This is a genomic window from Flavobacterium artemisiae (genome assembly GCF_042678225.1).
In the GTDB taxonomy this organism is placed as follows: domain Bacteria; phylum Bacteroidota; class Bacteroidia; order Flavobacteriales; family Flavobacteriaceae; genus Flavobacterium; species Flavobacterium artemisiae.
Genome location: NZ_JBHUDZ010000018.1, coordinates 126,265 through 152,077 on the forward strand (window position 1 = coordinate 126,265; position 25,813 = coordinate 152,077).

Below are 25,813 nucleotides of genomic sequence, written 5' to 3' on the forward strand. Positions count from 1 at the left end.
ATTTCAGAATATCATTATGTAACTTTCCCGCATGAAAGAATTAGTAAATTTTATATTGCAATACGGCAATTTAAACCAGCAGCAAATTGATTTAATTACAAGTAAAGCTTCAGAATTGGAGCTTCCTAAAGACGAATATTTCTCTGAAGCTGGAAAAGTTTCTACGCAGGTCGGCTTTGTTTTAAACGGCGTTATGCGCGTTTGTTACTACGATAATAAAGGCGAAGAAATCACCAAATATTTTATTGATGAAAACAATCTTGTGGTAGATTTAGAAAGTTTTCAAAACAGTATTTGTTCTTCTGCCTACGTTCAGGCGGTTACAGATTGTAAACTTTTGACCTTTTCTAAACAAGATTGGGAAGAACTTCTCAATACAATTGTAGGCTGGGACGCCATTGTACACAAAATTATTGCAAGAGCTTTGATGCAGAAAATAGAACGCAGAAGTCCGTTGGTTTCTGAAGATGCAACGACTCGTTATTTGTCTTTTCTAGAGAAATATCCTAAAATACTTAACAGAATTCCGCTTTCGTATTTGGCTTCTTATCTCGGAATCACGCAATCTTCTTTAAGCCGAATTCGAAAAAATATACGATAAAATCGCTTTTTGCCAAATGGCAAATGTTTTCATTTTTTATCGACGCAACTTTGCATTGTAAAATTTATAAAACAATAAAAATGAAATCAGTATTAATTACAGGCGCAAATAGAAGCATAGGTTTAGAAACAGCAAAACAACTTTCAAAAAAGGGATTTTTTGTGTATTTAGGAAGCCGTGATCTTGCAAAAGGCGAAGAAACGGTAAATCAATTATCAAAAGATGGATTTGAAAATATCAAAGCCATTCAGATTGATGTTACGAATCTTGAAAGTATTCAAGAAGCAAAAAATATTGTAGAAAAGGAACAGGGAAAATTGGATATTTTAATTAATAATGCCGGTATTTTAGGTACTTTGCCACAGAATGCTTCGATTGCAAATATTGACGGAATCAGAGAAACATTTGATACCAATTTCTTTGGCGTAATCAACGTTACTCAAGGATTTGTCGATTTACTTAAAAAATCAGAAAGTCCAAGAATCAGTAATATTACATCTGGCTTGGGTTCGCTTACATTACATAGTGATCCAACATGGAAATATTATGATTTCAAGGCTGTTTCGTACGTAACTTCAAAAGCAGCTTTAAATGCTTATACAGTTACTTTGGCTCACGAATTAAGAGATTTACCATTTAAAGTAAATTCAATTGACCCAGGTTATACTGCAACAGATTTTAACCACCACAGCGGACCGCAGAGTGTAGAAAGTGCAGCAACTTTCATCGTTAAACATACTGATACAGACGAAAACGGCCCAACAGGAAAATTCTTTAGTCCCGATATTCAAAACGAAAGCGAAGAAAGCCCTTGGTAATCAAAAATTATATTTAGAAACAAAGCTCCAAAGTCAAATGATTTTGGAGCTTTTTCTTTTTAATTATGGTTTTAAAATGTTATTTCATTTAGAAAAAATATATATTTAGTATTCCTTTAAAAACAAAAAATATGACTAAAATTAAGTGTTTGTTTTTTCTTTATTTCTTATTTATTTCCAACCTGTTTACTTCATGTGAAAAGAAATCATCTAATGATTATAAAGATTTAATTCTGGGAGATTGGGTTTTTGAAAAAGAAAATCCAAAAAGAAAAAACTATTTCTATTCTGATTTTGGTTACACTTTTCTAGAAAATGGCATTTGCATAAGCAAACCAGGTTATTATGACAAAAAAGAAAGAACTAGAAAAGAAGAGCAAAAAACGTTTTTTCTAGGAACTAAAACAAAGTATAAAATAAATGGAGACAGTCTTTATATTTTGAACTTAATTACAAAAAAATGGGACGCTTCTAAAATAGTTTCAATAGATTCGAAGTATTTAAAATTGAGTTATGAAAAAGACATAACACTTGACTTGTCTAAAGTAAAATACAGCGAAAATGATGAGGAGAACTTTGATAAAGTAATAATTTCACAATCTCCTTGTCTTGGTCCATGCCCAATAAACGATATTCAAATTAATAAAAATGGTTTAGTTTATTATTATGGAGAAGATTATAATTTAAAAAACGGCTTTTTTACAGCTAAAATTTCATCTAATGAATTTAATGAAATTGTGAGCGATTTTAAGAAAACAAACTTTTTGAATCTTGAAGATACTTATAAATCAGACGTGACTGACCAAATAGAGGTTTCAGTAACTTTTGTAAAAGATAATAAAATCATTAAAACCGTAAAAGATTACGGTAGCAAATCTCCAAAGTTGTTTAGAATAACATTAAATCCAATAACTAATTTATACCAACAGCTAAAATTGCAGCCAACCGAAACTGTGCAAAAATTTCAGAATGAATTTTATTATTTCAGCAAAGGAGATGGAACCATACGATTGGTAAGGTCAGAAATATTTTATCTCTCTAATCTATTGAGTGAAGCAAATAGGACAGAACAATCTTTTAAACCAAAATATAGAATTCATATTAATAATAGAAGTTCCAAAACATATCAATATGAAACTGACGGCCGGTTTTTTTTAATCCCTGCAAAAAACGGCAAACTAATAACCGTAGATTTGGGTTTCAATTTTATTGAAAAAAATGAATTAGAAAAAAGACTTTATACTCCTTCAAGAGTTTATTAAAACAGCAAACCCGTCAGGTTTTGAAAACCTGACGGGTTAAGAAGATTTTTAAACGTATTTTCAGTTTAATTTCCGAGCATTTTTTCAGTTTTACTCAGAAAATTTTCTGTTGCTTCTTCAATATCAATATTCATTCTTGCTGCCAATACTGTGAGCCACCAAATAGATTCTCCAAGTTTGTGTCTTAGTTCTTCGTCTGTATCTGCTTTTGGCCATCTGCCTTGCTGTGACATGGTTAATCGTCCTACTAAACCGGCATCGGTCAAAAATGCTAATGCATCTTCTTCTACCGTCCATTCGCTGCCATGATAGGCAAGCTCTAGTTCGTGGTATTTTTTTCTTACTTCTAATGAACGATTTTTCAGTTCTTCTATAGTTAATTTTGACATTTTTTTTAATTTTTATGAAACGCCTCTTGAAATTCAATAGGCGTATAATTCGTTTTTTTCTTGAATAATTTATTAAACGACTGCGGATGTTCAAAACCTAATTTATAAGCAATCTCAGAAATAGAAAAAGTTCCTTTTGCAATATATTCTTTTGCTTTTTCAATTAATTTATCATGAATTAACTGCTGTGTATTTTGACCGCTTAAATTCCGAAGCAAATCGCTTAAATATCGTGACGAAAGATTTAATTGTTCTGCAACAAAAGCCACAGTTGGAATACCGTTTAAAAGCGCTTTTTCATCATTAAAATAATTACTTAAAAGGTTTTCCAGTTTTACCAAAACATCATTATTAATGGCTTTTCTGGTAATAAACTGGCGGTTGTAAAAACGATTGCTGTAATTCAGCAAAAGTTCAATCTGCGAAATCATTACATCTTGGCTGAAATTATCAATACGTTCATTCAATTCATTTTGAATATTTTTATAAACGTCCAAAATCGTTTCTTTTTCCTTTTCAGACAAATACAAACCCTCAGAAGCCGTGTAGCCAAAAAATCCGTATTGTTTTATATTGCTATTTAAAGCATAAGGCCGAATAAAATCAGGATGAATATGCAGTGACATACCGCTGTAATCGGCTTCTTCTTCCTGCATTTTTAAAACCTGTCCAGGACCGACAAATGACATGCCGCCTTCTTCAAAATCATAAAAGCCGTGACCGTACTTTATTTTCCCGTTAAAACTGGTTTTAAAAGAAATTTTATAAAAATCCAGAATAATTCCATTTTCAAAATCTTTAGGATCAAATACAGCTTCGCCATAATTGATAATACTGATAAGCGGATGCAAAGGTTTTGGCTGCCCCATAGCTTTATGCAGTTCTGAGAGAGAATGAAATATTTTGGGTTGCTTTTTCATTTTATTCAATTTATTACAAACTTACGAAATGTTCTATTGGCGCAATATTCCAGCTTACGGTGCTTTGATCGATCATATCGTGTACTACAGAATCGCTGAGTTCGCTCATGAGCAAATGCATCGCATCTGTTCCTTCTTCAACACTGTCCCACAATAACATATCGTAAACAATACCTTTTTTCAATTCGAAAATTGTTCGCGAACGAAAACCTTGTTGACGTTTTAAAAAAGCATCAATTGCAGCGTTGGCTTCAATAAATTCCTGTGTTGTAAAACCTTTTAGTTTAAAGGTAGTAAGTTCTATCGCTTGATTTTTCATTTTTCTAATAATTAAAAAGTAAACATTTTTTTGATGTTTTCAACTTGTGTCTCTGCTCCAGAACTAATACGTTCATTATATAATGCATTGGCATCATTTCCAGCAACATAACGCAATTGATTTTTATTATCTCTGGCCGCTTCGTAAACAATTTGAGCAACGTCTTCTACCTTTGTATAATTTGCTAATGCTTCAGCACTGTAACCTTTGCTGACTTCGGCAACTAATTGAGTATACGCTTCATGCTGTCCAACATCCATAGAACGAACAGCAAAATCGGTCTGCATACCGCCAGGGGCAATAATTTTTACCTGAATTCCGAATTGAACTAGTTCTGAAGCGAGACTTTCAGAAAAACCGTCGACAGCAAATTTAGTGGCACTGTAAACAGAGCAAGTCGGAAATCCAATTAACCCAAAAGTAGAAGTGATGTTAAGAAAAAGTCCTTTTTTGTTTTCACGAAAGTGCGGCGTAAAAGCTTTAGAAACCCTAATAACGCCCATTAAATTGGTTTCGATCTGACGAAGGATTTGTTCGTCTGTTAATGATTCCAACGCGCCGATTAATCCATAACCCGCATTATTCAAAACAACATCAATTGAAAAGTGATTGGTTACATTTTTAATAGTTTGAATGATTTGATCTGAGTTTGTAACGTCTAACGGAAGTAATACAATATTCTGTAATTGATTTAATTCGGTTTCTTTTTCTGGATTACGCATTGTGGCGATTACCTGCCAGCCTTTGCTGTGAAATAATTTTGCTGTTGCTTTTCCTAAACCTGTAGATGCTCCTGTGATAAAGATTGTTTTTTGCATTTTTTTATTGTTTTAAAATTATAATGCAAAGTTGTAGAGAAAGGGGAGCGGTGAATTAGTCGTTTTGGAAGATCTATTAGCCAAAATGACGAAGTTTTAAATTTTTAATAATTTGTGGGAACAAACTGTATTAAATGACACTGATTAAACAGATTCGTTATCACGAAAACACGGATTTAAACGAATTTTTAATTTTGTAAATATTCGTTTTTATCAGCACTTTTGCGAAAGCAAATTTATTTAATCAGCGTTTAATCTAGCAAGTATTGCTATTATACTTTCAATATACCACGAAATCCTCTCGCAGCATAATAAGAATCGGCACCGTTATGATAAACAAAAACAGTATTATAACGAAAATCTGAGAATACAGCACCGCCAAGCTTTCTAATTTCTGCAGGCGTTTTAATCCAGCTGGAAGTTTTAGCATCAAATTTTCCAAGCTTTTGCAATTCTCGGTATTGTTCTTCATCAAGAATTTCAATTCCTATTTCTTCTGCCATATTGATGGCGCTGTTTAACGGTTTGTGTTCTTTTCTTTTTTCGAGCGCTTCGTGATCGTAACAAACACTTCTGCGCCCTTTTGGGCTTTCTGGCGAGCAGTCTGCAAAAAGATATTCATCTGTTTTATTATCGTAGCCAATTACGTCTGGTTCACCTTCCGTGCTTTCCATTTCGTCAAGCGACCATAATTTTTGTGGGTTTGCTTTTAGTTTTGCTTCCACTTTATCCCATTTTATTTCTTTATGGCGAGACATATTTTTCTCAAAACGAATTTCTAAGACTTTCAGTAATTCTTCTTGTTGTTCTGTTGTCAATTCTTTTTTCATTTTTCTTCTTTTTAATTAACAGCTGCTACTTTTCTGCTTTCTGGTCTAAAATACCAGGAAACAACTGTAAGTACAATCAATAATGTTGGTCCAAAAAGCGCAATAAGGTCATCTCCACAGGCCAAATGTGATACGACAGCGCCACTCATTGCAAAGAAAAAACCAGCATAAGCCCATTCTTTTAATAAACCAAATTTAGGAATCAATATTGCAATAACACCCAAAAGTTTCCAAATACCTAAAAGTGGTAAAAATACAGGGGATATCCAAGATGATTCATCATGTCAACTTCTTCTTTAATCTGCAGAATTTGCACAATTCCCGTTGCAGTCATTCCCAATGCCAGCCAAAGCGTGGCAATCGAGTAAATAATCTTGTTTCGTTTTGTCATGATTCTTATTTTAGTTTTTTTACAATTTCTTCTAATCTATTGTGTGCCATATTTAAACCTTGAGCAAACGGCAGTTTTAACTGTGTTAATCTATGTTCTATAGATTTATAGATAATCTGCATGGTCAATTTGCTGGTATCTTCACTTAATTTTTCAAATTCCAGAAACTCTAACTGCGGTGCAAAAAGAATATTTTCCATTTCAAAAGTGCGTACTATTTTTTCGTTTGGCACAAAATCATGAATAACACCGCTTGCTTTAAAAACTACATTTCCGTTTGGATCGCTGGTTTCAAATTCCCAGCCGCCATACTTATTATTTTCCAGTTTCAAAACTTTTGTTCCCATCCATTGCTCGACAATTTCCGGCTCTGTATACGCTTTGAATAATAATTCTACCGGCAGGTCAAATTCTCTTGTAATGGTAAGATCCTGCCTGTCATCTTCTGCATGAATTTTTGTTTTCTTTTCCATGGTTTTATTTTTTATAGTTTTTCATAATGGTTTCCAGTTTATTAAAGCGATCGTCCCACATTTTTCTAAAGGGTTCAATAAAATTGTCTATTTCCTTCATTTTTTGTGGATTTAAATGATAATAAATTTCACGTCCATTTTGAGTCTGACTTAGTAATTCACATTCGCTTAAAATTTGAATGTGTTTTGAAATCGTTTGTCTAGACGAATCAAAATTGGCAGCAATCGCACCCGGAGTCATTGCTTGAATCGCTACTAAACTTAAAATGGCACGACGAGTAGGGTCGGCTATAGCTTGAAAAACATCTCTTCTAATTTCCATTACGCAGTTATTTGACTGCAAATATAGCGAAGTCATTTGACTGCACAATATTTTATTCGAATAATTTTTAAAATAACAAAGAAATTCTTAAAAAACTATTATTTTAGATAACCAAAAAAACGTACGCAACCATGAAGAAAACATTACTTATTTTACTGCTTTTAACAGCTAACTGCTATTCCCAAAAAAGATTAGATTCAAAAATTGAAGAAACCGTTCAAGAAGGTAAAAGACTGTATCGATCGGAAATGGCTTCTTGGTACGGAACTGATTTGTTTTTAGAAAAATACCAAAACAGAGAAAATATTGGCGGTTACGTTTCTTATTCAGAAGATGATATTTCTAAATGTATCTTTTTTTCAAAAGGTGAGAAAGCAGCTGTAATTGGTACTATTACCTTTGATAAAACGTATAATATCAAATCGGCCAAAATAGATCTTGAAGAAAGAAGTTTTACTAAAAATGAAAATGACTTATATATCATTCGCCAAAAAGCCTTGAGTCTTTTGCAGAATGATACCATTTTTAAAATGTATGAAAATACAAGCCCTAACTTGATTCCAATTATATCAAATGGAGAAAAAAAAGTATATGTTTTAACAGGACCAAGCAAAACTGGAGTTGTGATCTACGGGAATGATTATCTTATAAAATTTGATGAGAACAATAATCTAATAAGCAGAAAATCAATTCATGCCAATATTATTCCTGTAAATTACGGAGATGAAAAAAATATTATTTTGACTGCTGTTCACAGTCATTTACCAAGTACAGGAGAACTTATTACCCCAACAGACATTTGTACTACAATGCTTTATGAAAAATTTACAGGTTGGGAATCTGTAATGGTAATGTCGCAGGAATATGTTTCTATTTGGAATTGTAAAAATGACGAATTAGCTGTAATGACCGCTAAAGCATTTGAAAAAATGTCAAAAAAATGATTCTTTTTTTTCATTAAAAACCATAGAAAACAAAAACCTTCAAACTATTTATTTGAAGGTTTTTTTTATGATAATTTGAATTTCTAATCAAGTCCTGCAAACTGAAAAGATTTCGTTACTTTAAAATTAATAAGTGACTCTCCAGAATAATTTTCATTGTTAGCCAAACTCAGTTTCTTTATTTTCCCTTTTTCACTAAAATCAACTTTACTGAATTCGACCCAAATAACATTCGGATTCAAGACATTATCAAAATAGTAAACTAAATTTTTATGGTCTGCAACTGTTCTCCAGCGAGTAGAAGAGATATTTGGTTCGGTTTCAGAAGCAATTCCTAACGGAACTGAACAATTACGAATGACACCAAAAACACTTGCCAAAGCACTGCGCACATTATCTGTTTTTGGAATCGCATCGATATAATACGAAGCTCTCACGAAGCGATCGGCTGCTCGGTTGGTTCCAGGCAGCATAACGGTTCCTGGAATACTTTTCCAATACGTATTTATCGCTAATTGATCATTGAAAATAGGAGAGTTGGTCATTGTAACATATTTTCGATCATGATGAATAACCAATTTCTCATTTATGTATTCAAAAATAGCATTATCCCCAGATGCATCTGAAAGCGATAAGTGTACGGTTGCAAAAATATTTGTTCCTGGAATATGAGACGAAACAACCACAAAGTCTTTCTTTTCTAATGCTTCAACCGCTTCTGCAACAGTCGCATAATTATCCAAAACATATTGAAGCCACAACGAAACCGCCAGACCTTTTACTTTTCCGTCTTTTTCAAATTTTGGATACTGTGACTCTACCAGCCATAAAAGATTGCCTGCCAGTCCTTTTTCGTTCATTCCGTCAGATGATGCAATGTCCCACGAACTCGTAATAACACTTCCGTATTTTGATTTCCATTTAATAGAACTTGTTCCTGCTTCTCCAAATCGATTAATTCCACGCGGAAAAATCCATAAGTTTGCTGGAATTTCACTTCGCCAATCCATCGATCGGGCTGTAATTACAGTACCGTTTAAACCTTCATAAACGACTCTTGTACAAGGTAAAACAGTTTGACTTATCAATAAATTTAAAGCAAGTAAAAAAGCTGCAATTGTAGTTTTTGATTTCATAATTTTTTTGTTTTGAGATTAAAGCAGTCTTCTGACAATATTTATTAAGAATCTTGACTATGCAAATTACAAAAATTTACTATTCACTTGATTATCAAAACAATAAATTAATACTTTTTCTTACATTTTTATTACAGCAAAATTGTTTTATTGATATGAATGCTCTCCAGAAAATGTGTATCATGCGAAACAACAATCAAAGTTCCTTGATATTCGTTAATAGCTTGAGTCAGAATTTCAATATTTTGAATATCCAGATTATTTGTTGGCTCATCCAAAATAATAACCTCAGGTGACTCGTTACTAATCGTAAGACAGCATAGCATCAGTCGCATTCTTTCACCGCCGCTTAAAGAGCTGCAAGGTTTATCCCAAGCTTTTTGTGAAAACAAAAATCGGTTAAGCCTCATTTTTACTTCATGTTCTTCTAAACCCGAATCGTTAAAAACCTGCGCTTGCTCATAAATCTTCAAATTATTATCAAGCAGCGAATAATCCTGATCGATATAAATTGATTTTTTTATGGATGCTGTAATATTTCCTTCTTCGATAGGATTTATTTTTTGAAGTATAATTTTTATCAAGGTTGTTTTACCAGAACCGTTTAAACCTTTTATAACCACACGATCTCCGCTTACAATTTCAAAATTGAGACATTGCTTCCAAATCAATTGATTTTCATAACTATAATTGATATTTTCTGCTTTAAAAATCACTTTTCCTTTATGGAAATGAAGCGTATTAAAACCAAATTTCATCTGATCCAATGAAGAAATAGAAGATCGCAGTTCGCGTAAATCATCTGCAATACCGTTTATTTTTTCTGCGTGAACATCTTTGATTTTCGAACTGCTGTTTTCGGCTTTATTTCGCAGCGTATTCATCATGATTCTGGCAACACCCGATTTTTCTTGTTTCTTTTTTCCTCTTGCATCAAGCTTTTGCTGGCGTTCTATTGTTTCACGCTCTTTTTCTTTAGCCTTTCGCAATGCTTTTTCTTTGCTCTGTACATCGTTCTCCAAAGCATTATTTTCTATTTTTTTCTGTTCACTGTAAAAATCATAATTCCCGCCGTAAACTGAAATACCGTTTTTGGTCATTTCTAGAACCTTATTCAAACAATTCAATAAAGTCCGATCGTGACTTACAACTAATACGGTACTTGAAGTATTTTGAATAAAATCGTATAATAACTCTCGTCCGGCGAAATCTAAATGATTACTAGGTTCATCGAGTAAAACCAAATCTGGTTCATGAATCATAATTCCGGCTAAAAAGACTTTTGTTTTTTGTCCGCCGCTTAGTGTTTCCATTTTTTGATTCAGATCTAAGTTGTGCAGCTGCCAATATAAAAGCGCTTCGTCACAGCGATCTTCAATTGACCAATCATCACTTAAAATTTCTAGGTTTTGTTCTGTAACATCACCTTCAAGTATTTCTTTAAGTGCATTTAGTTTTTCTTTTATTTGTAAGGCTTCAGCGATTGAAATATTGTTAAACTGCCCGAATAACTGAGGCACAAAATAGGCTTTCGAATTCTGAATAAGCTGTCCAGAAAAAGGCAGCAATTCGCCTGCAATAATTTTAAGCAAAGTCGATTTTCCAACACCATTATTTCCGACTAAAGCCGTCTTTTCGTGTTTATTTATAGTAAAACTGATGTTTTCAAACAGCATGTTTTTATTCTCATGCAGATATGAGAGATTTTGAAGAATAAGCATAATTTCTTTCTTTTGAGATAAATAAATGGAGCACCGCAAAGTTGCAGTTAGGCTCTAAAATGTCCGAAAGAAATTATTTTTCACATACTCTTATTGTGTTTTGAAGTAGTGCAAAGATATTTATTTTTGTTTTAAAAATCAAAAGCCATTCTTTTCTAGAGTAAAGAATGGCTTTTTTAATATTTTTTCAAAGGTTAAATCGTTAGTATTTTTTTTTAGATTTTATCTAAGGTTAATTTAACTTCTTTAGTATCTAAAATCAGTTTATCGGCAGTTATAGTACTTTCACAGGGATATGGAGTACCGGTTTCATCTTTAATAACCAGACTTTTTCCTCCTTTTGTCAGTGCATAAGTACCATCTGTTATTTCACGAAGTAAATAACCTGTTACGTGTCCATCTGCGGTAAAAGTCAGCATTCCATTGGTTAGAATTGCATTTTTTGCAGAATCTGTAAGTGGCATTTTAGCCTCAACAGCGCTTACTTTCCATGAATTCACTAGTTTGTTTCTTTTACTACATGAAACCATTAATACGACAGCAATTGCAATTACGAAGGTAAATAATTTAGAGTTTTTCATGATTTTGTGATTAAAGTTAAACTAGGAAAAGGTACAAAAAAAAACAATATTAAAATATTAGTAATCAAATATTTATAAGTATCAATTGTTAATCAATTCTCAAAATAGTTTTCGCTTTAATACTATTTGGCAGAAATGTCTTTTTCTAATTTTAAACACAAAAATGAGGTGTCAATATCGATAATCTAATTAAGTGTTAAGGCACCTAAAATTTCTTCGTACATAAAAGGTCCGCCTGGATAGGTCGCCGTGTAGTCAAGATTCATCCAGACTTGTCCGCGTTCGTCTATATGATAATGTATTTTTTTGCCGTAACTTTCTTTTACAAAAAGTACATTTTTAATCAAATAATTCACTTTTTCAAGGTCAATCATCGAACCAATTAAAATTTCTGGGTAAATATGTCCTTTGGTATGAATTAACCTTGGAGTGCCGCCAATAGAACGAATTGCGGCGGCCATTAAAATAGAATGATCGTCGCAGTCTCCAGAAAAATAATCTAAAGATTCGCTGGCTGTTGCAATGTAATCGCCATCTTTAGGATCGTTAACGTAGTTCCAACGGCCGTTGATTTCTTTAAAAACAGCAAAACATTGAATTATAGTTCTATAATCTGAATACCCTCTAATTCTCTTAAAATGCTTTGTAGTCGCCATAATGGCAAAATTTCGAACCTTTGGATTCTGATATTCGATTGCATTTATAATCTTTGATTTGTTAGGAAACGGAAGCAATTTTGCAACGACAATATCCTGAGGAAAAGGATTATCAGACATGGTATAAATCATCGAATTATAGTCTTCAGATATTTCGCTGAATCCATAATTTCCGATTACACTTCCGTAAAAAAGCACCAATATATAAACCGCAATACAAAGAATAATGATGGTTCTAAGGTACATTAACAGAAAAAAGATGGCCGTAAAAACGAAAATAAAAATAAAAATACGATCTAAATTGAACGGCCATTCGAGGTCTATTAAATTTTGATGCAGTATGATGAAAATCGGAATCGTGATCAAAAGACTCAACAGCATAATAATAATCCTGTCCCAAGGCGATTTCACCTGTAGTTTGGATTTTAAGTACGGTAAGTCAATTTTAGGGAATTTCATCATACGAATCAAAAAGCAATACTATAAAGCTTTTACAGTTTCTACAAAAATACTTTTTTTATCAATAATTCCCAGATCAAATAATTGATTTTGAATTTTATCAAAGGCTTTTTCTGTAAGATTTTTTTGTGACCATTGTGTCAGCTGCAGCCATTCTTGAATATCTTCGGCTTTTTGGTTAAAAAGTTCTGCTAATGTTTTATCTATTTCTGGAATTCCTTTAAAATCAACAGTTGTTTTATTGATGATTTCCAGAATTTTTTCAACGGTTTTGGCGTTTTTCTTTAAAAATTCTTCACGAACAGCAATCACAAAAGACGGCCAAGGAGTAGGGCAGTCGCCAACGCGTCTAAAAACACCGCGATCAACAAGCGGTTTCGTCATGAAACGTTCCCACATAAAATAATCTGCTTTTTTAGCACCCAAAGCTTCTACAGCTCCATCTATAGTGTTAACGATTTCAAATTCTAAATCATCAATTTCCCAGCCTTGTTCATTTGCATTTACGTAGGCCATTAATTGTGATCCTGAACCAATTCTAGAAATAGCGGCTTTTTTATTTTTAAGATCTTTTAAAGTTTGGTAATCTGAATTTGCATCTACGTGAATTCCCCATATTAAAGGAGACTGCACATAAATCTGCACAATTTTACTTGGGTTTCCTGCTGCAATATCTTTTAGAATTCCTTCGGTTAAAATAACAGCCAAATCAGTTTCTCCATCTTGAAGCATCTGACACATTTTACCCGTTCCCTCAGGAATATCTTTCCATTGCAAATCAATGTTTTCGGCTTCAAATTCGCCATTTTCGATGCATAAATGCCATGGCAGATTGAAGTGTTCCGGAACACCCGCAATTTTTACAGTTTTCATTAATTTAAAGTTTAAGTTAAGTGTTGTTTGGTATGCGTATTCTTAAGTTTAGTTTTTTAATAAATCTGTTCGGTGTTTTTCTGAAAGACACGGCTCAGCAAATTCAATTATTTCTTTTGATTCGTATTCGCTTAAAAGATTTCTTACCAGCGAATAATCAACGTCTTTTGCGATTTCTGCTGCAAAAAAAGTTTCGTTTAATCCTTCTGACACACAATTAATTGCTTTTAACTGCTCGCGGATTATTTCTTTATCAAAATCTTTTTCTAAAACCGCAATCTGCACAATAGAATTGCCAGAATTTTGAATTGTTTTCTTATGCATGAACTTCCCTTCAGTTTCATCGTATTCTGCATAAAAAATATCATCTGTTGCAATCAATGGCCCGAAAAACGGAATGTTATCCAATTTGAAAAGCCCTTTTTCTAAATCTATTATTTCCGCCCACATGGTTTCAGAAACAACTTCATCAAGATAATCGCTGAAATATTTAAAAAGTATTTTTTTATGAGTTTCCTGCTCCATTTTTTAATTTAATTTTGTTGCTTTTAAAGGCGATATTACAATGCGATATCCATCTGGATCTAGAAACATTTTTCCATTTTCATTCCAATAAGGATTTACAGCTTCAATAAATTTAATTCCGTTATCCTCAATTTTACTGTATAACACATTATATTTTCTAACAGTATCAGGATAAAGCACTATTAGATCATCTTCATCAAAAACGTGAACAGCTTTTGTTTCGGATTGTGTAAACTCAAAATGCCAGTCTAAATCTGCTTGTCCAATAAACACACCATCGTAATTGTTATGATTTTCAAAACCTCCTAATAGTTCAAAACCTAAAATATTCACATAGAAGTTTTCAATTTCTTTTAAATTATTTGTATGCCTTGCAACTCTTAAATGCATTTATAATTTATTATATTTTAATAATTATCTAATTGACGAATTATCCAATTATCTAATTAAAATTATTTTCCAGCCAATTTATCCAAAGTATAAGCAATTAACTCATCAACCGCTTTATACGGATCTGCACTAAAAGTTCCAGAAGCACGATTGGCGATTATAGCATTCAACGACAAAGCATTGTGTCCTAAAAGCGCTGAAAGTCCATAAATTGCTGCTGTTTCCATTTCTAAATTAGTGATTTTAGTTTCATTAAAACTAAAATTATCCATTTTATTATTTAATTCTTCGTCCTGAATGTTTAAACGCAATACGCGCCCTTGTGGACCGTAAAATCCACCAGCTGTTGCCGTAATTCCTTTAAAAATTTGATTAGATTCAATTAGTTTCTCTAATTTTTCAGAACATTGGGTTACATATGGTTTTCCTTTTTTAGGATCCCAATTAGTATGCTTTACAAAAGCATCTTCAATTTCAGTAATCGAAACATCATCAATCAAATAGGAGCGAAGCATATTATCCAATCCTAAACCGAATTTAGACAATACAAAACTGTCAACGGGAATATCTGCCTGTAAAGAGCCAGAAGTTCCGATTCTGATGATGTTTAATGAAGTTAATTCTTCTTTTGGCTGACGAGTATTTAAGTCAATATTTACTAAAGCGTCAAGTTCGTTTAACACAATATCAATATTATCAGGACCAATTCCTGTAGAAATTACAGAAATACGTTTTCCTTTGTAAATTCCCGTCTGGGTTTTAAATTCTCTTTTTTGAGTTGAATATTCAATTTTATCAAAAAACTGGGTAATTTTTTCAACTCTATTTTGGTCGCCGACAAATATAATGTCATGCGCAATATGTTCTGGACGAAGGTTTAAGTGGTAAACACTTCCATCTGGATTTAATATTAATTCTGAAGATTGGATCATTTTTTTTTTAAGTTGCTAAGGTTCTAAGTTACAAAGGTTCAAAGTAGAGACACACGGCAGTGTGTCTTCTTGTTTCCTAAACTGGAATTTGGAAATTTTATTTTTTCGATTTTTATCCTCCGACACGCTTGGTTTTAAAGCCTTTTTCTTTTAAAATTGCCATTATTTTGTCGCGGTAATCACCTTGAATGATGATCGAATCGTCTTTAAAAGTCCCGCCGACACTCAATTTTGTTTTAATTTCTTTGGCTAGGATTTTAAAATCTTCGTCAGATCCTTCGTAACCTTCAATTATGGTTGTTGGTTTTCCTTTTCGTTTTTCAAATTTACAGATCATCGGTTCTTTCTGAACGTAAAGAACGTGTTCTTGTTCTTCAACTTGATCTGGTTCATTTGTTTCTACATGTTCTGGAAACAAATTTTTTAATTGATCTTTTAAGTCCATATTTTTATAAAATTCCAATATTTAAAAATACATAAAAATTAAATTCCAAATCCCAAAAAATAGTTTTGGAATTTGGAATTTATAATATTGAAGTAAAAAAGGTTATTTTTTGATTAAACCTAATTCTACTAAACGTTCGTGTAAAAATTCTCCAGCCGAAATATCTTCGTATTTCTTAGGATTTTCTTCGTCTATACAGCTTTCAAGGCAATCCAAACGCATATCGCTTACTGGGTGCATGAAAAACGGAATAGAGTAACGTGAAGTTCCCCATAATTCTCTCGGCGGATTTACCACTTGATGAATCGTAGATTTTAATTTGTTGTTTGTATGTCTAGATAACATATCACCAACATTGATAACCAATTCGTCATCAGCAGCAATAGCGTCAATCCAGTCGCCGTTGTGATTTTGAACTTGTAATCCTTTACCTTGAGCTCCCATCAATAAAGTAATTAAATTGATGTCTCCATGAGCTGCTGCACGAATTGCATTTTCTGGCTCAGAAGTAATTGGAGGATAATGAATTGGTCTTAAAATTGAGTTTCCTTCTTTTGCATAATTATCAAAATAAAACTCATCAAGACCCAAGTGCAAAGCTAAAGCTCTTAACACATAAACACCTGTTTTTTCTAATTTTTGATACGCTTCTTTACCTACAACATTAAAACGAGGTAATTCGGTAACTTCTACATTGTCTGGATATTCAGAAGCCCATTTTGAATCTTTGTCAACGTATTGACCAAAATGCCAGAATTCCTTTAAATCTCCCTCTTTACGGCCTTTAGCATGTTCTTTTCCAAAAGAAACATAGCCTCTTTGTCCGCCAATTCCAGGAATTTCATATTTATGCTTAGTTTCTATTGGCAAAGCGAAAAAGTTTCTTATTTCGCCATAAAGTTCGTCTACCAATTGATCATCAAGAAAATGACCTTTTAAGGCTACGAAGCCAATGTTTTCAAATGCACTGCCGATTTCATTTACAAATTTTTGTTTACGTTTCGGGTCGTCCGAAAGGAAATCACGTAAGTCTACACTAGGAATGTTTTGCATACTTTACATTTTTATTTAAAAGAAGAAAGGCGTCATAAAAGCCTTTCATAAACAAAGGTAGAGAATATTTTATGAAATTTTATTTAATCTTAGGTATTAATAATTAACAAAATAGAAAATTATATGTGACAAGAATCTTGAAGATTATTCTAATTTGTTATATTTGAAACACTAAAACCAACAAAATAAATGATTTTTTACAGACAAAACTTAACAGATAATCAATTATTAGATTTATATAAAAAACTGCTAAAACCCCGTTTGATCGAAGAAAAGATGCTGATCTTGATTCGTCAGGGAAAAGTTTCTAAATGGTTTTCTGGAATAGGGCAAGAAGCTATTTCGGTAGGAATTACAGCTGCTTTAAACCAATCAGAATACATTTTGCCAATGCACAGAAATCTTGGCGTTTTTACAACAAGAGAAATTCCGCTGCATCGTTTGTTCTCACAATGGCAGGGCAAAGCGAGCGGTTTTACAAAAGGAAGAGATCGTAGTTTTCATTTCGGAACTCAAGACTATAATATAATAGGTATGATTTCGCATCTTGGCCCTCAATTGGGAATTGCTGACGGAATTGCTTTGGCAGATAAACTACAGAAAAACAAGAAAGTAACAGCTGTTTTTACGGGCGAAGGTGCAACAAGTGAAGGCGATTTTCACGAAGCGCTTAATATCGCTGCTGTTTGGCAGTTACCGGTTATGTTTGTGATCGAAAATAATGGTTACGGACTTTCGACGCCTACAAACGAGCAATATTACTGTGAAAACCTTGCCGATAAAGGAATCGGTTATGGAATCGAAAGCTATATTATTGATGGAAATAATATACTTGAAGTATATAATAAGATCCAGAAATTAAAAGAAGAAATGGAGGAAAACCCGCATCCAGTTTTACTAGAATTTAAAACTTTCAGGATGCGCGGGCATGAAGAGGCGAGTGGTACAAAATACGTTCCTCAGGAACTAATGAACCAATGGTTTTTGAGAGATCCAGTGAATAATTATAAAGATTATTTAATTGAAAATAAAATTTTAACTGAAGAGCTGGATCAGCAATGGAAAGAAGAAATCAAAAAAGAAATTGATGAAAATCTTGTCATTGCAAATGAAGAACCAGAAATTGTTCCGACTTACAGCGGTGAATTAGATGATGTTTACAAAACTTTTGATTATGAAGAATATACTCATGGAGAAGAGGTTAAAAACATTCGCTTTATAGACGCCATTAGAAATGGTTTAGAGCAGTCTATGTGGCGACATAAGAACTTAGTTATTATGGGCCAGGATATTGCTGAATATGGTGGTGCTTTTAAAATAACGGAAGGTTTTGTAGATGCTTTTGGAAAAGACCGAATTCGAAATACGCCGATTTGTGAAAGCGCGGTTGTTTCGACAGCAATGGGATTATCAATAAACAAACATAAAGCAATTGTAGAAATGCAGTTTGCTGATTTTGTTTCTACAGGTTTTAACCCGATTGTAAATCTTTTGGCTAAATCACATTATAGATGGGGCGAAAATGCCGATGTCGTAGTAAGAATGCCTTGTGGCGGCGGCACTCAGGCTGGACCGTTTCACTCACAAACAAACGAAGCTTGGTTTACTAAAACTCCAGGTTTAAAAGTCGTTTATCCAGCGTTTCCTTACGATGCAAAAGGGCTTTTAAACACTTCAATACTCGATCCGAATCCGGTATTATTCTTCGAACATAAATTATTGTACAGAAGTATTTATCAGGATGTTCCAACAGATTATTACACTATTCCTTTAGGAAAAGCGGCTTTGGTGAAAGAAGGAAATGCTGTTACCATTATTTCGTTTGGAGCTCCTGTACATTGGGCTTTAGAAACTTTAGCGCAAAATCCAGAAATCGAAGCTGATTTAATTGATTTAAGGACGTTGCAGCCGTTGGACACAGAAACAATTTTTGCTTCGGTTAAGAAAACAGGAAAAGCGATTATCTATCAAGAAGATACTTTATTTGGCGGCATTGCAAGTGATATCTCTGCTTTGATTATGGAAAATTGTTTTGAATATCTTGACGCTCCTGTAAAAAGAGTTGCGAGTTTAGATTCGCCAATTCCGTTTACAAAAGCTTTAGAAGATCAATTTTTACCAAGAGACCGATTTGAAACTGCTTTAAAAGAATTATTAGAATATTAATTCATTCTGATCCAAAAAACCTAAAATTTAACTTATGAAAAAAATCTGCGTTCCGTTTTTTGCAATTTTCCTTTTGGTTTCTTGCAATAAAAACGCTAAAACGGCCGAAGATCAAGACTTAAACAAAAAGTTTGACGGCTACAAAGATAACTTTGTAAACAATTTATGGAAAACATATCCAGGCTGGGCTTCTGGTGTCGGGTTTCATAAATACGACAGTATTCTCCTTGTTCCAAACAGCGAAGAAGATCAAAAACAACTTGATTTTGCCAATGCACAATTAGATTCTTTAAAATCGTACAGCATTGATAATTTGTCTGATAAAAACAAGACGGATTATCATATGATTAAAAATCAATTGGACGGAATTATTTTCAGTATTAAAGAATTAAAATCTTCTCAGTGGAATCCTGCCGAATATAATGTCTGCGGTGCATTTGCTGAAATACTAAACGGAAATTACGATAGTTTAGAAGTTCGTTTAAAAGCTTTTAATGCTAAAATGAACAATATTCCAGCTTATTACGAAGCTGCTAAACAAAACATTAAAAATCCTACTGTAGAGCATACAGAATTGGCAATCGCTCAAAATCTTGGCGGTTCTACTGTTTTTCAGGATGATTTAAAAAATGCTTTAGAGAAAAGTAAATTAAGCAAAACAGAAAAAGAAGCTATTTTAAACAAAGCTGCCGTTTCTGTAAAGGCGATTACTGATTATGCAGACTGGCTTAAAAAATTATCAAACAAAACGCCGCGTTCTTTTAGATTAGGAAGCGCTTTGTATGCTAAAAAGTTTGACTGCGATATTCAATCAGGATATTCGGTAGACGAAATTTTCAAAATTGCTGTAGATCACAAGAAAGACCTGCACGATAAAATGTTTGTTTTGGCTGATAAACTTTGGACAAAATACAAAGGAAACGCTGTAAAACCGACAGACAAATTAGAATTAATCAAACAAGTTATTGATGTAATTTCGCTAAAACATACTACGCCGGAAAAATTTCAATCTGAAATTGAAAAACAAATTCCAGAGTTAACCGCTTATGTAAAAGCGAAAGATTTATTGTACATCGATCCATCAAAACCTTTGGTTGTTCGTAAAGAACCTGCATACATGGCGGGTGTTGCAGGCGCATCAATTTCTGCTCCAGGACCTTATGATAAAAATGGCAACACTTATTATAATGTTGGAAGTATGTCGGGCTGGACAAAAGAAAATGCAGAAAGTTATTTAAGAGAATACAACGATTATATTCTACAGATTTTAAATATTCACGAAGCAATTCCGGGACATTATACACAATTGGTTTACAGTAATCAATCGCCAAGTATTATCAAATCTATTTTAGGAAATGGCGCAATGATCGAAGGATGGGCTGTTTACGCTGAAAAAATGATGCTTGAAAGCGGTTACAAAAACTCTGACGAAATGTGGCTCATGTATTATAAGTGGAATTTGAGAACGACTTGCAATACTATTTTGGATATTAGTGTTCATACCAAAAATATGTCTAAAGAAGATGCAATCAGTCTTTTAACTAAAGAAGCGTTTCAGCAGCAGGCAGAAGCAGACGGAAAATGGAAACGTGTAACTTTATCTCAAGTGCAGTTATGTTCTTATTTTACAGGTTATACAGAAATTTATAATCTGCGTGAAGAGCTTAAAAAGAAGCAAGGAGATAAATTCAATTTAAAACAATTTCACGAGAAATTTTTAAGTTTTGGAAGTGCTCCAGTAAAATATATTAAAGAGTTAATGTTGACTGAAAAGTAATTTTTTAAAATATATTAGTAAAAAAGAAGGTTTGACTTTATAAGATCAAACCTTCTTTTTTTATATTACAACTACAAGTCTCTTTCCGTCTGAAACGTCACTATCCCACATTTTTTCAATAGCAGTTAAATCAAATGTTTCGATATTTACTTTTAATTTATTTTGAGAAGCCAAGAGAAACATTTCAGGAAGTATTTCCGAAAACAATAGTTTCACTTCTTCTTTTGACCAGCTTCCTAGACCTGAACCAGATAATTGAAGATCTACACTTCGCAAAATTTGAGCTGATAATTGAATAAAATCTCCCGACATCGAACCCACAGAAACGTAGCGTGTTTTAGGCGTAAAGTTTCCGTTTCCTTTTAAAATAGAAAGAATAAGTTCTGCCGAATGTCCCCATAAATAATCCAAAACAATATCGATTGGTGTACTTTGATGAATTTCTTTAAGTTTTGAAATAATGCTTTCATCATCTTGTTTTAAAGAAATAATTTCGTCAGCGCCTAATTCTAAAAGACTTTGAAGTGTTTTATCATTTCTTCCTGTTGCGATTATTTTTTTTGCTCCATAATGTTTCGCAATCTGAATCGCCATTTGACCTGTAAAACCAGTTGCTCCGTTTATTAAAACGGTTTCTCCTTCTTTAATTTCAGCCCTAAAACGAAGCGCCATTGCAGAACCGGCAACCGCATTTGGCATTGCTGCTGCTGTTGCATCATCAATGCCGTCTGGCAAAACAACCATTCTATTTTTCTCTACCAATGCTTTTTCGGCAATTGTTCCAGAAATGCCGCGAGCATAAACTCTTGTTCCGTTTTCTAAAACACCAATTCCATCACTTCCAACTATAAAACCGTTTTGATTATTTTCTTCGGAAGAATAATGTTTTCCGCTTGCTTTTCCTTTATCCAGATTGGTAATTGCAACTGCTTTTACAGTTACTAAAACTTCATTTTCATTTGATGCAATTGGATCTTTAAACTCTCCACATTTTGGCAATTCGCCTTTTTTATAAACTACTGCTGCTTTCATAATTATTAAATTTTATGAAGCAAAATTATAAAGCCGCTTATGGGTAGACGATAACATTTGTTATCAAATTTTTCTCAAATCATATAAGTTATATAAGCTAATTTAAGTTTGGCTTGTCAATTATTTTTTATTAGCTAATTTACTTTTTATTCTGCTTAAATGTACAGTAGTTATTCCCAAATAAGAGGCGATATAATGCTGCGGAACACGCAATACGATTTGAGGTCTTTCTTTAATTAAATTAGCGTAACGCTGGATAGGGGAGTCTTTTATAAACGAAACAAAATATTTCATATAATCGAAAGTACGCTCAAAAAGCATATTAATTAGCGTATCCCTTAATTCTGGAATTTCTTTGATTTCTTCAAGAATTTTATCCAAATCATTTTTATGAATCCACCATAATACTGAAGGTTCAATCGTTTCTATATTTGTCGGACTCGGAAGTTTCTTCATGAAACTTTCGATAGAAGCTACACTCTGATTTTCAAAAAAGAATTGAGTCGTCAAATCTTTTCCGTTATTATTGAACCAAACTCTAATACAGCCTTTTTCTATGATATAAAGCTTTTTAGAAATTTCGCCTTCTTCCAAAAGAGTAGTTTTTGAAGGAACTTCTATTTGATTAAAATAACCGATATATTCGTTCCATTTGTCATCGGAGATGGGGAATTTACTTCGGAATTGGTTAAACATTTATCTTTAATGTAAGTTTATTGTATTAGAATTTATTTTCAAATCTCTTTAAAACATATCTATCTAAAAAAACATCTTTCCACATTTCAATTTTATAAAAATCCTTTGGATATTCAGAATATGATGATTCTAAATTACTGTAGTAAACACGAACTCGATAATTTCCAGTTTCGACTTTTTCTTCTAGAACAAGAACTGTGAACGGACAATCATTAATTTGTATAAAACCAGTTTTTATTTCTAAACTCGCTTCTACAACATGATCAAAATCACTAAAATCAGAAATTAAACTTTTAGAATCTAAGATTTCAAGTTCACATTTTACAATTCCTTCACTGTTTTCAATTGAAATTCCTAAAATCCCTTTTTCTACAGCTAGTTTATCATTAAAAGCTTCATTAGACCAAAAATATTCACTTCCAGTATCTCCTTCTTCGTCTTTTTCATTTAAATAGAACTGACCATAATCTGTTATAAAATCTAAACTAAATTTCATTTTAATAAATTATATGCTTTTATTTTAATTCGATTCTACTTCAAATAATTGTACTTGACTTTTTAATCTTTCAATAACTAAATTCATCATACGTTTGTTTAGATTAGAAGAATTTTGAATATAAGTATCATATTCATCAATTGTAAAAAGCGCCATTACAATTCCTTTAAGCGAATTTCTGAATTTAATATCTTTTTGAATGGAGTTTTCGATAGTCTGAAGTTTTTTTTCTATTGAATACGAATAGAAATCTCTTTTGTTTTTATTGATATAATTAATGAAAACCGCAATAAACAAATCGTTTTGAAGTTTTAGAATCGGCCTAATCGTCTGGTTTTGAAAGATCTCATCTGGAGAAGATTGAGCACTTACAGTTCCTAAAGTTTCGCCTCTGAATTCTCTTAAAAAAGTGTCTCTATCTTCCATGGGGTTTTTATTTAAATTTAGCAAAAAATAAAATACTAATAGTTTATTTTTGTTTAAAATGTAAAATACTTATAAACCGCTTTTTTTAATTAAATCATATAAGTTATATAACATTTTAAAGTTTCTGTTTAGATTTATAATTCAAAAAAGTAAAATTAAATGAAAATACTTCCTGCTTTCGTCTTATTGATTTTGATAATTTCGTGCACTAAAAAAGAAGATGTCTATAAAGATGTTTATTATAAATCTGTAAACGGAAATGATACTGCAATTCTTGCTTTAAAAATGAGTGAAAAGCGTTTTTTTGGTCGTTACGAAATAATTTATCCCAAATTTGGTAAGGATTCTGGCGATGTTCGAGGTAATATCAACGGAGATACTTTAAGAGGCGATTTTCATTATATCTCTAATGGAGGAACTTGGAAAAGAGTGCCATTAGCTTTGCTGAAAAAACAAAATAAACTGATACAAGGAAAAGGAGTAATCGGAATTTATATGAATCTGCCTTGTTTTATAAACGGTACCCTTTCATACAAAGAGCCCGATTTTATATTTGATGAAGTGAAGAAGTAGTTTTTTGTTTCAAGTTTCAAGTTCAGGTTATATACATTGAGATTTAACGGCAAAGTTCGCAAGGTTTTTATATTTACATGTTTTGTAAAAACGCAAAGTTCGCAAGGCTGTATGGAAATAGCTTTGCGAACTTTTTAATTTTTAAATCTAACTAAAACTTAGCGCTCTTTGCGTTAAATCTTAGCGAACTTTGCGGTTAAAAAACACAACATAAATAACCTAAAACAAAAGAACTTTAATCAAATCGCCCAATCTGAGACGGCAATTCAAATATTTCAAGATCAAAGTAGATAACAGACGCCATTACATGATCAAAAATATCGGCCATGATATATTCGTAATTTGCCCAGCGTTTATCGCTCGAAAAAACATAAATCTCTAACGGAACTCCGTGCGCAGACGATTGTAATTGCCTGCACATAATATGCATATCTTTATTCAAACCTGGATGATCCTGTAGATACTGCATAATATATTTTCTGAACAATCCAAGATTAGTCATATTTCGGCCGTTTAAAGCCAACGACTTATCAATACCGCGCAGATCGTTATATTTTTCAATTTCAGCTTGCCTCGTTTCAATATACGAAGTTATAAGCTGGACTTTTTTCATGTGATTTAAATCGTGCTCATTAAGAAAACGAATACTGCTGCTTTTAATTAAAACATGCCTTTTAATACGTCTTCCGTCAGATTTCTGCATCCCGCGCCAGTTCTGAAAAGAATCTGAACTCAAAGCATAAGTTGGAATCGTTGTAATCGTATTGTCAAAATTTCGAACTTTTACAGTTGTCAAATTGATTTCGATAACGTCTCCATCAGCACCAAACTTGTCCATTGTAATCCAATCGCCAATACGAACCATATCGTTAATCGCAACCTGAACACTTGAAACAAAACCCAGAATTGTATCTCTGAAAATCAAGATAATAATTGCCGAAAGTGTTCCTAAAATAGCCAGCAATTCCCCTTTCTTAATTCCGAACAAAGTTGAAATAATCAATGCAACGCCCAAAATCCAGAGTACGATCATGATTACCTGAACAAAACTGTCTATTGGTTTATCGCTGTATTCCGGCTTTTGTTTTAAATAATCTCGTAATGAATTAAAAACAGTACGAACGATCCAAAGACCAAGAATTACAATATATACGCCGACTATTTTTCCGAAAATCGATTCCCAATATTCGTATTTGTCTAAGATTACAGGAACCGCTTTATAAATAAAGAAAAACGGAATTAAATAAGCGGTATATCTTGTGGTTTTATTCTGAATTAAATAATCGTCAAATTTTGTTTTGGTTTTTTGTGCAAAAATTGCAGTAAGCGTTACCAGAACAAATTTGGCAGCATAATAAATAACGTATGCTAACGCAATTAAAATTATAATATTAAAGACTAAACTGGTATAAGACGCAAAATTGCGGCTCATTCCCCAATCTCTAAAAATGGGATATAAAAAATTAAAGATTTTATCTAAAAAGTTATGCATTTTCTAGATATTTTTTCTCAACGTAGAAAGTTCCAAACGGAACAAGGGAAGCAATTAAAATGATAGCAAAGGTTTTTAAATCCCAATTCATTGTTTTTTTCAATAAAAAAGCCAAAATAATATATCCGATAAACAAAACTCCATGCGTCATTCCAAGCGGACGTAATAATGTATGATAAAGTTCTGGATTATTATTTTTGATAAGAAGCATATTTGCAAATAAAACTAAATAAGAGATTCCCTCTAAAATTGCTGTAACTTTGAAAATCTTGAGCATGTATATATTTTTTAAGTTTA

Annotated in this window: 30 protein-coding genes and 1 pseudogene; 7 read left to right on the forward strand and 24 right to left on the reverse strand. The window is 32.6% G+C overall.

What is annotated here, in order from left to right:
* Positions 1 to 31 precede the first annotated feature (31 nt).
* The 3 genes from ACFSC2_RS20260 to ACFSC2_RS20270 all read left to right on the forward strand — a co-directional run bounded on the left by ACFSC2_RS20260 (position 32) and on the right by ACFSC2_RS20270 (position 2,681).
* Positions 32 to 601, forward strand: coding sequence for a Crp/Fnr family transcriptional regulator (locus ACFSC2_RS20260; protein ID WP_379812821.1), 570 nt, complete (start codon positions 32 to 34; stop codon positions 599 to 601).
* An 80-nt stretch (positions 602 to 681) separates the two neighbouring features.
* Positions 682 to 1,419: an SDR family oxidoreductase gene (locus ACFSC2_RS20265; protein WP_379812822.1), complete on the forward strand. Its 738-nt coding sequence runs from the start codon at positions 682 to 684 to the stop codon at positions 1,417 to 1,419.
* Between the two features lie 131 nt (positions 1,420 to 1,550).
* Complete coding sequence (locus tag ACFSC2_RS20270; protein ID WP_379812823.1) at positions 1,551 to 2,681, forward strand: DUF6438 domain-containing protein; 1,131 nt, start codon at positions 1,551 to 1,553, stop codon at positions 2,679 to 2,681.
* A 65-nt stretch (positions 2,682 to 2,746) separates the two neighbouring features.
* Here the strand turns inward: ACFSC2_RS20270 and ACFSC2_RS20275 are convergent, their stop codons facing one another.
* From ACFSC2_RS20275 to ACFSC2_RS20310, 8 genes and pseudogenes are all read right to left on the reverse strand, one after another.
* A complete protein-coding gene (locus ACFSC2_RS20275) occupies positions 2,747 to 3,070 on the reverse strand; it encodes a nucleoside triphosphate pyrophosphohydrolase family protein (protein ID WP_379812824.1) in 324 nt (107 codons plus the stop codon).
* 5 nt (positions 3,071 to 3,075) lie between these two features.
* Entirely contained in the window at positions 3,076 to 3,990 is a 915-nt protein-coding gene (locus tag ACFSC2_RS20280; protein WP_379812825.1) for a helix-turn-helix domain-containing protein, read from the reverse strand.
* Positions 3,991 to 4,003: 13 nt separating this feature from the next.
* A complete protein-coding gene (locus ACFSC2_RS20285; RefSeq protein ID WP_379812826.1) occupies positions 4,004 to 4,309 on the reverse strand; it encodes a hypothetical protein in 306 nt (101 codons plus the stop codon).
* 11 nt (positions 4,310 to 4,320) lie between these two features.
* Entirely contained in the window at positions 4,321 to 5,127 is an 807-nt protein-coding gene (locus ACFSC2_RS20290; RefSeq protein ID WP_379812827.1) for an SDR family oxidoreductase, read from the reverse strand.
* Between the two features lie 272 nt (positions 5,128 to 5,399).
* Positions 5,400 to 5,957, reverse strand: a complete 558-nt coding sequence (locus tag ACFSC2_RS20295; protein ID WP_379812828.1) for a DUF4256 domain-containing protein — start codon at positions 5,955 to 5,957, stop codon at positions 5,400 to 5,402.
* Positions 5,958 to 5,968: 11 nt separating this feature from the next.
* A pseudogene (locus ACFSC2_RS20300) lies at positions 5,969 to 6,348 on the reverse strand (DoxX family protein).
* 5 nt (positions 6,349 to 6,353) lie between these two features.
* Positions 6,354 to 6,821, reverse strand: coding sequence for an SRPBCC domain-containing protein (locus ACFSC2_RS20305; protein WP_379812829.1), 468 nt, complete (start codon positions 6,819 to 6,821; stop codon positions 6,354 to 6,356).
* A 4-nt stretch (positions 6,822 to 6,825) separates the two neighbouring features.
* Positions 6,826 to 7,143 carry an ArsR/SmtB family transcription factor gene (locus ACFSC2_RS20310; RefSeq protein WP_379812830.1) on the reverse strand — a complete coding sequence of 106 codons (318 nt, stop codon included), beginning with the start codon at positions 7,141 to 7,143 and terminating at the stop codon, positions 6,826 to 6,828.
* Between the two features lie 131 nt (positions 7,144 to 7,274).
* Between ACFSC2_RS20310 and ACFSC2_RS20315 the strand changes: the two genes are divergently transcribed.
* Positions 7,275 to 8,087, forward strand: a complete 813-nt coding sequence (locus tag ACFSC2_RS20315; RefSeq protein ID WP_379812831.1) for a hypothetical protein — start codon at positions 7,275 to 7,277, stop codon at positions 8,085 to 8,087.
* Between the two features lie 83 nt (positions 8,088 to 8,170).
* Here ACFSC2_RS20315 and ACFSC2_RS20320 read toward each other — a convergent pair whose 3' ends face one another.
* The 10 genes from ACFSC2_RS20320 to ACFSC2_RS20365 all read right to left on the reverse strand — a co-directional run bounded on the left by ACFSC2_RS20320 (position 8,171) and on the right by ACFSC2_RS20365 (position 16,858).
* On the reverse strand, positions 8,171 to 9,223 hold the full coding sequence (locus tag ACFSC2_RS20320; protein ID WP_379812832.1) for a linear amide C-N hydrolase: 1,053 nt from the start codon (positions 9,221 to 9,223) through the stop codon (positions 8,171 to 8,173).
* 131 nt (positions 9,224 to 9,354) lie between these two features.
* Entirely contained in the window at positions 9,355 to 10,944 is a 1,590-nt protein-coding gene (gene abc-f, locus ACFSC2_RS20325; RefSeq protein ID WP_379812833.1) for a ribosomal protection-like ABC-F family protein, read from the reverse strand.
* Positions 10,945 to 11,159: 215 nt separating this feature from the next.
* Complete coding sequence (locus tag ACFSC2_RS20330) at positions 11,160 to 11,525, reverse strand: hypothetical protein (RefSeq protein WP_379812834.1); 366 nt, start codon at positions 11,523 to 11,525, stop codon at positions 11,160 to 11,162.
* A 185-nt stretch (positions 11,526 to 11,710) separates the two neighbouring features.
* Positions 11,711 to 12,643 carry a transglutaminase-like domain-containing protein gene (locus ACFSC2_RS20335; RefSeq protein ID WP_379812835.1) on the reverse strand — a complete coding sequence of 311 codons (933 nt, stop codon included), beginning with the start codon at positions 12,641 to 12,643 and terminating at the stop codon, positions 11,711 to 11,713.
* An 18-nt stretch (positions 12,644 to 12,661) separates the two neighbouring features.
* Positions 12,662 to 13,513, reverse strand: a complete 852-nt coding sequence (locus tag ACFSC2_RS20340) for a substrate-binding domain-containing protein (protein WP_379812836.1) — start codon at positions 13,511 to 13,513, stop codon at positions 12,662 to 12,664.
* Between the two features lie 48 nt (positions 13,514 to 13,561).
* Entirely contained in the window at positions 13,562 to 14,038 is a 477-nt protein-coding gene (locus tag ACFSC2_RS20345; RefSeq protein WP_379812837.1) for a DUF4265 domain-containing protein, read from the reverse strand.
* 3 nt (positions 14,039 to 14,041) lie between these two features.
* The gene (locus tag ACFSC2_RS20350; RefSeq protein ID WP_379812838.1) at positions 14,042 to 14,428 is read right to left on the reverse strand and encodes a VOC family protein; all 387 of its coding nucleotides are present in this window, start codon (positions 14,426 to 14,428) and stop codon (positions 14,042 to 14,044) included.
* Positions 14,429 to 14,490: 62 nt separating this feature from the next.
* Positions 14,491 to 15,360: a nucleoside phosphorylase gene (locus tag ACFSC2_RS20355; RefSeq protein ID WP_379812839.1), complete on the reverse strand. Its 870-nt coding sequence runs from the start codon at positions 15,358 to 15,360 to the stop codon at positions 14,491 to 14,493.
* Between the two features lie 112 nt (positions 15,361 to 15,472).
* Positions 15,473 to 15,805 (reverse strand): translation initiation factor, encoded by a 333-nt coding sequence (locus tag ACFSC2_RS20360; RefSeq protein WP_379812840.1) that lies wholly within the window; start codon positions 15,803 to 15,805, stop codon positions 15,473 to 15,475.
* 102 nt (positions 15,806 to 15,907) lie between these two features.
* Positions 15,908 to 16,858, reverse strand: a complete 951-nt coding sequence (locus tag ACFSC2_RS20365; RefSeq protein ID WP_379812841.1) for an isopenicillin N synthase family dioxygenase — start codon at positions 16,856 to 16,858, stop codon at positions 15,908 to 15,910.
* 189 nt (positions 16,859 to 17,047) lie between these two features.
* Between ACFSC2_RS20365 and ACFSC2_RS20370 the strand changes: the two genes are divergently transcribed.
* The gene (locus tag ACFSC2_RS20370; RefSeq protein WP_379812842.1) at positions 17,048 to 19,024 is read left to right on the forward strand and encodes an alpha-ketoacid dehydrogenase subunit alpha/beta; all 1,977 of its coding nucleotides are present in this window, start codon (positions 17,048 to 17,050) and stop codon (positions 19,022 to 19,024) included.
* Between the two features lie 34 nt (positions 19,025 to 19,058).
* A complete protein-coding gene (locus ACFSC2_RS20375) occupies positions 19,059 to 20,801 on the forward strand; it encodes a DUF885 domain-containing protein (RefSeq protein WP_379812843.1) in 1,743 nt (580 codons plus the stop codon).
* 60 nt (positions 20,802 to 20,861) lie between these two features.
* Here ACFSC2_RS20375 and ACFSC2_RS20380 read toward each other — a convergent pair whose 3' ends face one another.
* The 4 genes from ACFSC2_RS20380 to ACFSC2_RS20395 all read right to left on the reverse strand — a co-directional run bounded on the left by ACFSC2_RS20380 (position 20,862) and on the right by ACFSC2_RS20395 (position 23,451).
* Positions 20,862 to 21,833: a quinone oxidoreductase family protein gene (locus ACFSC2_RS20380; RefSeq protein ID WP_379812844.1), complete on the reverse strand. Its 972-nt coding sequence runs from the start codon at positions 21,831 to 21,833 to the stop codon at positions 20,862 to 20,864.
* 120 nt (positions 21,834 to 21,953) lie between these two features.
* On the reverse strand, positions 21,954 to 22,529 hold the full coding sequence (locus ACFSC2_RS20385) for a Crp/Fnr family transcriptional regulator (RefSeq protein ID WP_379812845.1): 576 nt from the start codon (positions 22,527 to 22,529) through the stop codon (positions 21,954 to 21,956).
* A 25-nt stretch (positions 22,530 to 22,554) separates the two neighbouring features.
* On the reverse strand, positions 22,555 to 23,025 hold the full coding sequence (locus ACFSC2_RS20390) for a hypothetical protein (protein ID WP_379812846.1): 471 nt from the start codon (positions 23,023 to 23,025) through the stop codon (positions 22,555 to 22,557).
* Between the two features lie 24 nt (positions 23,026 to 23,049).
* Positions 23,050 to 23,451, reverse strand: coding sequence for a glyoxalase (locus tag ACFSC2_RS20395; RefSeq protein ID WP_379812847.1), 402 nt, complete (start codon positions 23,449 to 23,451; stop codon positions 23,050 to 23,052).
* 159 nt (positions 23,452 to 23,610) lie between these two features.
* Here ACFSC2_RS20395 and ACFSC2_RS20400 point away from each other — a divergent pair, with 159 nt between their 5' ends.
* Entirely contained in the window at positions 23,611 to 24,024 is a 414-nt protein-coding gene (locus tag ACFSC2_RS20400; RefSeq protein WP_379812848.1) for a hypothetical protein, read from the forward strand.
* A gap of 235 nt (positions 24,025 to 24,259) precedes the next feature.
* Here ACFSC2_RS20400 and ACFSC2_RS20405 read toward each other — a convergent pair whose 3' ends face one another.
* The gene (locus ACFSC2_RS20405; RefSeq protein WP_379812849.1) at positions 24,260 to 25,516 is read right to left on the reverse strand and encodes a mechanosensitive ion channel family protein; all 1,257 of its coding nucleotides are present in this window, start codon (positions 25,514 to 25,516) and stop codon (positions 24,260 to 24,262) included.
* On the reverse strand, positions 25,509 to 25,793 hold the full coding sequence (locus ACFSC2_RS20410; protein ID WP_379812850.1) for a DUF3817 domain-containing protein: 285 nt from the start codon (positions 25,791 to 25,793) through the stop codon (positions 25,509 to 25,511). Before ACFSC2_RS20410 ends, ACFSC2_RS20405 begins: the two co-directional genes overlap by 8 nt.
* Positions 25,794 to 25,813 lie beyond the last annotated feature (20 nt).